An 8224-nucleotide genomic window follows, 5' to 3' on the forward strand; every position below is an offset into this window, starting at 1 on the left:
ACGGACCGGCCCAGGCTGCCCCGCGCAGCCCACCGGCACCAGGACGTGAACACGATCAGCACACCCACCACCGGCCACCGGCCACGAGGAGCCGCACTCGGCGCGGGATTTCACTTCCACGCCCATGCCTCCCCACCCAGGTGGGAAACGATCCCGGAAACCCACTCCGACTCAGGATCCCTAAGCGAATCAGAGACGCTCAGAAGATCGCGCTGCTGCTGACCACGCAGACGGAGAAGAAGCTCAAGGAAGAGATCGAGAAGCTCACCGCCGCCCACAAGGAGCAGATCGAGGGCTTGAAGCGGTCGGGCACGCGCAGTGCCTGGGTTACCTTCGTCCTCGGTGCCGTCGTGGGTTTCGTGCTGAACATCGTGTCGTCGCTGATCGTGCGGTGACGGAGGCAGGAGCCACCCCGCGCTGCCGGGTTTCAGACGAGGCTGAGCGGGCGCACCCGGTCGTGCGGGATGTCGATGTCCTCGGGGCGCAGCTCCCGGGTGACCGGCTCGGCCAGCGGGTGCACCGAGCGGATCCGGTCGGTGCGGAAGCAGCGCAGCCCGTTCCGCAGCCGGCACCACGCGACCAGGTACCAGTGTGTCGGGTTGCCCAGGTAGGCCAACGGCTCCACGTCACGCACCGAGTCGGCGCCGGCCCGGTCGGCGTACCGCAGGCGGAGCACCCGCCGGGCGGCGACCGCGTCGGCGACGGCGGCCGGGACGGGCGTGGTCGGCCCACCGCCGATCAACCGCACCCGGCCGGCGAGCCGGTGCGCCTCGGCCGCGTCGGCGGCGGGCATCACCGCGACCAGCTTGCGCAGCGCCGCGCCGGCGGCCGCGGCGAACGGCGTGCCGCCGAGCCGGTGCAGCGCCACGGCCATCGCCACGGCCTCGCTCGGGCTCAGGTTGACCGGCGGGAGGGTGCGCGCCCGGTCGACCACGTAGCCACCGGTGCGGCCCGGCTCGGCCCAGATCGGCACGCCGGCGCCCTGGAGCGCGCCGATGTCCCGTTCGATGGTCCGGGCGCTGACCTCGAAGCGCTGGGCCAGCCAGCGGGCGCTGCGCGGGCGCGGGGACACCGCCCGCAGCTCCTCGACCAGGGCGTAGAGACGGTCCGTCCGGTTCACGCCCCGGACGCTATGCCCCGGGTACGACAGTGCTCAGGCGATGCAGGCGCAGACGATCAGCGCCGCGCCGAAGTGGGTGGCAGCGCTGACCCGGGCGGCCGGGTGCGGCTCCTCGGAGCAGATGATCTCGCCCAGCCGGCCGGGGGTGAGCAGGTCGAGCACGAAGAAGGCCAGCGCCATCACCAGCAGGCCCACCAGGCCGAAGATGATCGTCGAGGCCAGTCCCCTGGCGAAGTCGCTGTAGCTGGTGAGGATCGCGGTGAAGACGATCCCGGCGATGCCGAGCTGGTTGGCGGCGAGCAGCAGCGCCGCGTTGCCGTTGCGGCGCACCCAGATCAGCTCGCGCAGCTTGCCGGGGGTGAGCAGGTCGACCAGCAGGAAACCGGCCGCCAGCAGGCCGACCCCGACGACGCCGAACACGATGCTCTGCCACGCGCCGTTGAGCAGATCTCCCAGCACCGAACGCCTCCCCCGGGTCGCCCGCCCGACAGGGGTGCCGGGGCGGTGCCGCAGACGATAGCGGCACCCACCATTCCGATCTAGAGCGACAGGTAGCGCTGCCGCTCGTACGGGGTGACCTCGCGGCGGTACTGCTCCCACTCGGCCCGCTTGTTGCGCAGGAAGAAGTCGAAGACGTGCTCGCCGAGGACCTCGGCGACCAGCTCCGAGCCGGCCATCACGTCGATCGCCTCGGCCAGGTTCTCCGGCAGCGCCTCGTAGCCCATGGCCCGGCGTTCGGCGCTGCTCAGCGACCAGACGTCGTCCTCGGCGCCCGGGGGCAGCTCGTACCCCTCCTCGATGCCCTTGAGGCCGGCCCCGAGCATGACCGCGAAGGCCAGGTAGGGGTTGGTCGCCGAGTCCAGGGAGCGGACCTCCACCCGGGCCGAGTTCGGCTTGCCGTAGGCGGGCACCCGGACCAGCGCGGACCGGTTCAGGTGGCCCCAGCAGACGTACGCCGGGCTCTCGGTGATCCGGTCCGGCAGGGCCAGTGGGAAGAGCCGCTTGTACGAGTTGACCCACTGGTTGGTGACCGCCGTGTACTCGCGGGCGTGGGTGAGCAACCCGGCGATGAACGACTTGGCCACCTTGGAGAGCTTCATCGGGTCGCCGGCGTCGTGGAACGCGTTGCGCTCCCCCTCGAAGAGCGACAGGTGGGTGTGCATGCCGCTGCCCGGCTGGTCGGTGAAGGGCTTCGGCATGAAGCTGGCCTGCACCCCGGTGGAGAGCGCGACCTCCTTCACCACGTGCCGGAAGGTCATGATGTTGTCGGCGGTGGTCAGCGCGTCGGCGTAGCGCAGGTCGATTTCCTGCTGCCCGGGCGCGACCTCGTGGTGGCTGAACTCCACCGAGATGCCGATCCGCTCCAGGGCCAGCACCGCCTGGCGGCGGAAGTCCCGGGCCACCGCGTGCGTGGTGTGCTCGAAGTAGCCGCCGGTGTCCACCGGGAGCGGCACCGAGCCGTCCTGCGGCCCGTTCTCCAGCAGGAAGAACTCGATCTCGGGGTGGGTGTAGAAGGTGAAGCCCTTCTCGGCGGCCTTGGAGAGCGCCCGGCGCAGCACGTGGCGGGGATCGGCCCAGGACGGGCTGCCGTCGGGCAGCAGGATGTCGCAGAACATCCGGGCGCTCTCGCCGCTGACCCCGCCCTCGAACGGGAAGACCTGGAAGGTGGTGGGGTCGGGCATGGCCACCATGTCGGACTCGAAGACCCGGGCGAAGCCCTCGATCGCCGAGCCGTCGAAGCCGATGCCCTCCTCGAAGGCCGCCTCCAGCTCCGCGGGGGCCACCGAGACGCTCTTGAGCGTGCCGAGCACGTCGGTGAACCACAGCCGGACGAACCGGATGTCCCGCTCTTCCAGCGTACGGAGGACGAACTCCTGCTGACGGTCCACTTCCACCCCTCGTTGCACGTACGTCCGGCGCTGGTCGGGCCGGTCCGGCCTGACCGCCCAGTCTCCACCGACCTCGTTACGCCGACGTTACGTCACCACCCCGGGAGCCGTCCCGTCGTGTCCCGCCCCGTGGGGGCGCCGCCCGGCCCGCCCGCGCCGCGCCCGGTCCGGGTGTCCGCCGTCTCCCGCGTCCAGCCCGGTTCGGCCCGGGAAGCTGGGGCAAGATGAGGGCATGCCCACCCTGCGTCTCGCCCTGTGCCAGGTCAACCCCACCGTCGGGGACATCGCCGGCAACGCCGACCTGGTCCGCGCCTGGGCCCGCAAGGCCGCCGACGCCGGCGCCCAGCTCACCCTCTTCCCGGAGCTGATGCTGACCGGGTACCCGGTGGAGGACCTGGTGTTCCGCCGCTCCTTCGTGGCGGCGTCCCGGGCCGCGCTGGAGCGGCTCGCCGCCGACCTGGCCGCCGACGGGCTCGGTGACCTGCCCGTCCTGGTGGGCTACCTGGACGCCGACGGCCCGCCGCAGGTGAGCGCCGACGCGCAGCCGGGCCGGGGCGCCCGCAACGCCGCCGCGCTGCTGCACCGCGGCGCCGTCGCGGCCACCTACTTCAAGCACCACCTGCCCAACTACGGCGTCTTCGACGAGGACCGGTACTTCGTCTCCGGCGACATGCTGACCGTGGTGCGGATCGGCGGGGTGGACGTGGCACTGACCATCTGCGAGGACCTCTGGCAGGCCGGCGGCCCGTTCGCGGTGGCCCGCCAGGCCGGCGTCGGGCTGGTGCTCAACATCAACGGCTCACCGTACGAACTGAACAAGGACGACGTCCGGCTGCCGCTGGTCCGCCGCCGGGCCGCCGAGGCCGGCGCCACCATCGCGTACGTGAACATGGTCGGCGGCCAGGACGAGTTGGTCTACGACGGCGACTCGATGATCGTCGGCGCGGACGGGATGCTGCTCGCCCGGGCGCCGCAGTTCGTCGAGCACCTGCTGGTGCACGACGTCGAGCTGCCCCCGGCGAAGGAGCCGGTCGAGCAGGGCGAGGAGCTGGCCGACGACATGCGGATCGTCCGGGCCAAGGTCAGCGACATCCTGCCGCCGTCTCCGACCGGCGCCATCGCGTACGGCGGGATCATCGAGCCGGTCGCCGACGAGGCCGAGGTGTGGCAGGCGCTGGTGCTGGGCCTGCGCGACTACGTCAACAAGAACCGGTTCCCGTCGGTCGTGCTCGGTCTCTCCGGCGGCATCGACTCCGCCGTGTGCGCGGCCATCGCGGTCGACGCGCTCGGCCCGGACCGGGTGGTCGGGGTGTCGCTGCCCAGCCAGCACTCCTCCGAGCACTCCCGCGCCGACGCGGAGGAGCTGGCCAAGCGGACCGGCCTGGACTACCGGATCGAGCCGATCCAGCCCATGGTGGACGCCTTCCTGGCCAACATGTCGCTCGCCGGGGTGGCGGTGGAGAACCTTCAGGCCCGGGTGCGTGGCGTGATCCTCATGGCGCTGTCGAACCAGGAGGGTCACCTGGTCCTCACCACCGGCAACAAGAGCGAGCTGGCGGTGGGCTATTCCACCCTGTACGGCGACTCGGTGGGCGGCTACAACCCGATCAAGGACGTCTGGAAGACGCTGGTCTGGCGGCTGGCCAAGTGGCGCAACGCGGACGCCGAGCGCCGGGGCGAGACCCCGCCGATCCCGGAGAGCTCGATCGGCAAGCCGCCGTCGGCCGAGCTGAGCCCCGGGCAGCTCGACAGCGACACGCTGCCCGCGTACGACGTGCTCGACCCGATCCTGATCGGCTACGTGGACGGGGACCTGGGCCGGGAGGGGCTGATCGGGTCCGGCCACGACCCGGCGGTCGTGGACAAGGTGCTGCGGATGGTGGATACCGCCGAGTACAAGCGCCGCCAGTCCGCCCCCGGCACCAAGATCTCCATGAAGGCGTTCGGGCGCGACCGCCGGCTGCCGATCACCAACCGCTGGCGGGAGCACGGCTGACCATTCCTCCGGCCCCGGGCCGGGAGAAGTGAAATCCTCCACTCCGACCTGCCCCCGGCCGGTTCTGCGGTGCGACGATCGCGGCGGAACCCGGGGACCGCGAGCGCGGCCTCGAGGAAGGAGAGAGTCATGGTGCAGTCCACCCCGAACGAGGTGACCGCCCTCTACGGCGGGCCGGCCACCCGACGGGTCCGCACCCGCGACCTGATCGCCGCCAAGGAGCGCGGCGAGCGCTGGGCGATGCTCACCTCGTACGACCAGTACACCGCCTCGATCTTCGACCAGGCGGGGATTCCGGTGCTGCTGGTCGGCGACTCGGCGGCGAACAACGTCTTCGGCTACGAGACCACCCTGCCGGTGACGGCCGAGGAACTGCTGCCGCTGGTCCGCGCGGTGGTGCGGGCGACCCGGCACTCGCTGATCGTCGGTGACCTGCCCTTCGGCTCGTACGAGGAGGGGCCGACGCAGGCGTTGCGCACCGCGGTGCGGTTCATGAAGGAGGGCGGCTGCCACGCGGTGAAGCTGGAGGGCGGCCGGCGGTGTGCCGCCCAGATCGAGGCGATCGTCGGGGCCGGCATCCCGGTGATGGCGCACATCGGCTTCACCCCGCAGAGTGAGCACACCCTCGGCGGCTACCGGGTGCAGGGCCGGGGCGACACCGCCGAGGAGGTGATCGCCGACGCGTGCGCCGTCGCCGAGGCGGGCGCCTTCGCGGTGGTGCTGGAGATGGTCCCGGGTGAGGTGGCCAAGCGGATCACCGCCGAGCTGCGGATCCCGACCGTCGGCATCGGCGCCGGCCCGGACACCGACGGCCAGGTGCTGGTCTGGCAGGACATGGCGGGGCTGCGTAGCGGCAAGGCCCCGCGCTTCGTGAAGCGCTACGCCGACCTGGCCGGTGCGCTGACCGACGCCACCCGCCGCTTCGCCGACGAGGTACGCGGCGGCGAGTTCCCCGCCGCCGAACACACCTTCTGACGGTACGCCGGGTGGCGCGGCCCTCGGGTCGCGCCGCCCGGCCGGTCAGACCACGCAGAACTCGTTGCCCTCCGGATCGGCGAGCTGCACCGCGTAGTGGCCGTCGTCGTCCATCGACCCGAGCACCCGGGCGCCCAGCGCGGTCAGGCGCGCCACCTTCGCGTCGACCGCCGCCCGTCGGCGGTCCAGCGGCACCTCCCGGCCACCGCCGACCTTGAGGTCGAGGTGCAGCCGGTTCTTGACCGACTTCGGCTCCGGAACCGGCTGGAACCAGATCCGCGGGCCGGCACCGGTCGGGTCCTCCAGCCGGTCGGCGCAGTCGCCGTCGCCGAGTTCCTCCTCAGGAATGCCGACCGAGAGGTACCAGTCCCGCCAGGTCGGGTGCCCGTCCGGCGGCGGCTGCGGCCGGTAGCCCAGCGCCTCGGCCCAGAACCCGACGAGCCGCGACGGCTCCCGACAGTCGATCACCAGTTGCCATTCCATGCGGCGATGGTGCCGCACGGGTACGACGTCACAGGTCGGTGACGCGGATGCCGGCGTGCGCCTTGTAGCGCTTGTTGATCGCGATCAGGTTCGCGGTGAACGCCTCGATCTGGTGGGCGTTGCGCAGCCGGCCCGCGTAGATGCCCCGCATGCCGGGGATCCGGGCGGCCAGTGCGGCGATCACCCCGACCAGCTCCCGGTCCTCGGTGCAGATCAGCACGTCGAGGTCGATCCGATCGATCTCCGGGTCGGCCAGCAGCGGCGCGGAGACATGGTTGAACGCGGCGCAGACCCGGGACTCGGGCAGCAGCCCGGCGGCCTGCTGGACGGCGCTGCCCTCGGCGACGGTGAGCGCGTACGGGCCCTGCTTGTCGAAGCCGAGCGGGTTGACGCAGTCGACCACGATCTTGCCTGCGAGCGGGCCGGCCAGGGCGGCCACGGTCGCGGCGTGCCCGTCCCATGGCACCGCGATGATGACCACGTCGCTGCGCCGGGCGACCTCGTCGTTGTCCGCGCCGGCCACCTCGGTCCCGGCCGGTACGCCGGGCAGCGCCGCGATCTCCGCGGCGGCCTGTGCCGCCCGCTCGGCCGAGCGGGATCCGATCAGCACGGTCTGCCCGGCCCGGGCGAACCGGTAGGCGAGGCCCCGCCCCTGGTCACCGGTGCCACCGATGATGCCGACGGTCAGCCCGGAGACGTCGGGCAGCGTGGTCGCGTCGTAAGCCATGCCGCCATCCTCGCAAAGATCACCGCCCCGCACGCCGGCCAGCCCCTGTGACAATCCCCGCTGCCCCCGCACGGCGGGCGCGCTCGACCGGCACCTCCCAGCCGGGCCGCCCGCCGCGCCGCCATCCCTCCTCCCCGAGCAAGCCAGCAACTTCAGGGAAGTTGGCGCCTCCTCCCCGAGCGAGGCAGCAACTTCCGCGAAGTTGGCGCCTCCTCTCCGGGCGAGGCAGCAACTTCCGGGAGGTTGCGCGGGTCGGCGAGGTCCTCCCAGCCGAGGGCGAGCAGCCGCAGCCGCTCCGACTCGCTGAACCCGCCCCAGACGCCGTACGGCTCGCGGACCGACAGGGCGTGCGCGGCGCATTCGGCCCGGACGGGGCAGGCGCGGCAGACCGCCTTGGCGCCGGACTCGCGGCGCAGCCGCGAGGAGCCCCGCTCGCCGTCCGGGTGGAAGAACTGAGCGCTGTCGCGGCCCCGGCAGGCACCGAGACGCTGCCAGTCCCAGAGGTCGACGATGGGTCCGGGCAGTCTACGTACGTTCGACATCAGCACCCCTCCTCCCGCGCGGCACCGCGGAGAATCCTTCGTGGCCAGCTACCGGGCGGCGGTCCGCGCGGGACACCGTTTCCGGACTGGCCCCTCGGTACCCGGGCTTTCCCGCGCTCACACATCGCGTGATCGAAAACTTCGACAACCGGCGGCATATGCCCCATCTGTCGGAAAAGTTCGGATGATTGCCCGGAACGTCCTCCGACGCTGACCCCGTCGTGGTCGACTCTGTGTCGGAGAGGAGACCACAGTGCGTAGCGTTCTCGTGTGCGTTCGGACACCACTCGCGGCCCAGCACCTGACCTCCGCGGCGGCGCGGCTCGGGTTGGCCGGCGCCGTCCGGACGGCCGTCTCCGATCCCGAGGTGATGCTGCGGCTGGCGGAGCGTCCGGTCGACGTCGTGCTCGCCGATACCGCTCTCACCCGGCCGGACAGCGCCGGCCAACCCGAGCCGCGCCGCCGCGGAGGTCAGGTGCTGGGCCGCGAGTG

At 72.2% G+C, this 8224-nt stretch carries 9 protein-coding genes and 1 pseudogene; 4 read left to right on the forward strand and 6 right to left on the reverse strand.

What is annotated here, in order from left to right:
- A partial coding sequence (locus ACWEVO_RS22160; RefSeq protein WP_452309436.1) for a hypothetical protein occupies nucleotides 1–395 on the forward strand: 395 nt, incomplete at its 5' end.
- Nucleotides 396–427: 32 nt separating this feature from the next.
- Here the strand turns inward: ACWEVO_RS22160 and ACWEVO_RS22165 are convergent.
- From ACWEVO_RS22165 to glnA, 3 genes are all read right to left on the reverse strand, one after another.
- Nucleotides 428–1120 (reverse strand): helix-turn-helix transcriptional regulator, encoded by a 693-nt coding sequence (locus ACWEVO_RS22165; RefSeq protein ID WP_452309437.1) that lies wholly within the window; start codon nucleotides 1118–1120, stop codon nucleotides 428–430.
- A 33-nt stretch (nucleotides 1121–1153) separates the two neighbouring features.
- Nucleotides 1154–1579 (reverse strand): DUF350 domain-containing protein, encoded by a 426-nt coding sequence (locus ACWEVO_RS22170; RefSeq protein WP_452309438.1) that lies wholly within the window; start codon nucleotides 1577–1579, stop codon nucleotides 1154–1156.
- Nucleotides 1580–1659: 80 nt separating this feature from the next.
- Nucleotides 1660–3009, reverse strand: coding sequence for a type I glutamate--ammonia ligase (gene glnA / locus ACWEVO_RS22175; RefSeq protein WP_452309439.1), 1350 nt, complete (start codon nucleotides 3007–3009; stop codon nucleotides 1660–1662).
- Nucleotides 3010–3241: 232 nt separating this feature from the next.
- Between glnA and ACWEVO_RS22180 the strand changes: the two genes are divergently transcribed.
- On the forward strand, nucleotides 3242–5005 hold the full coding sequence (locus ACWEVO_RS22180; RefSeq protein ID WP_452309440.1) for an NAD+ synthase: 1764 nt from the start codon (nucleotides 3242–3244) through the stop codon (nucleotides 5003–5005).
- Nucleotides 5006–5134: 129 nt separating this feature from the next.
- Entirely contained in the window at nucleotides 5135–5980 is an 846-nt protein-coding gene (gene panB / locus ACWEVO_RS22185) for a 3-methyl-2-oxobutanoate hydroxymethyltransferase (RefSeq protein ID WP_452309441.1), read from the forward strand.
- Between the two features lie 45 nt (nucleotides 5981–6025).
- Here panB and ACWEVO_RS22190 read toward each other — a convergent pair whose 3' ends face one another.
- The 3 genes from ACWEVO_RS22190 to ACWEVO_RS22200 form a co-directional block, all read right to left on the reverse strand.
- Complete coding sequence (locus tag ACWEVO_RS22190) at nucleotides 6026–6463, reverse strand: VOC family protein (RefSeq protein WP_452309442.1); 438 nt, start codon at nucleotides 6461–6463, stop codon at nucleotides 6026–6028.
- Between the two features lie 28 nt (nucleotides 6464–6491).
- Nucleotides 6492–7190: an NADPH-dependent F420 reductase gene (gene npdG, locus ACWEVO_RS22195; RefSeq protein ID WP_452309443.1), complete on the reverse strand. Its 699-nt coding sequence runs from the start codon at nucleotides 7188–7190 to the stop codon at nucleotides 6492–6494.
- Between the two features lie 152 nt (nucleotides 7191–7342).
- Entirely contained in the window at nucleotides 7343–7732 is a 390-nt protein-coding gene (locus ACWEVO_RS22200; protein WP_452309444.1) for a WhiB family transcriptional regulator, read from the reverse strand.
- A 253-nt stretch (nucleotides 7733–7985) separates the two neighbouring features.
- Between ACWEVO_RS22200 and ACWEVO_RS22205 the strand changes: the two are divergent.
- Nucleotides 7986–8224 (forward strand): annotated as a pseudogene (locus ACWEVO_RS22205) (hypothetical protein); the annotation flags it as partial.

It is taken from the genome of Micromonospora sp. NPDC003776 (assembly GCF_053605645.1).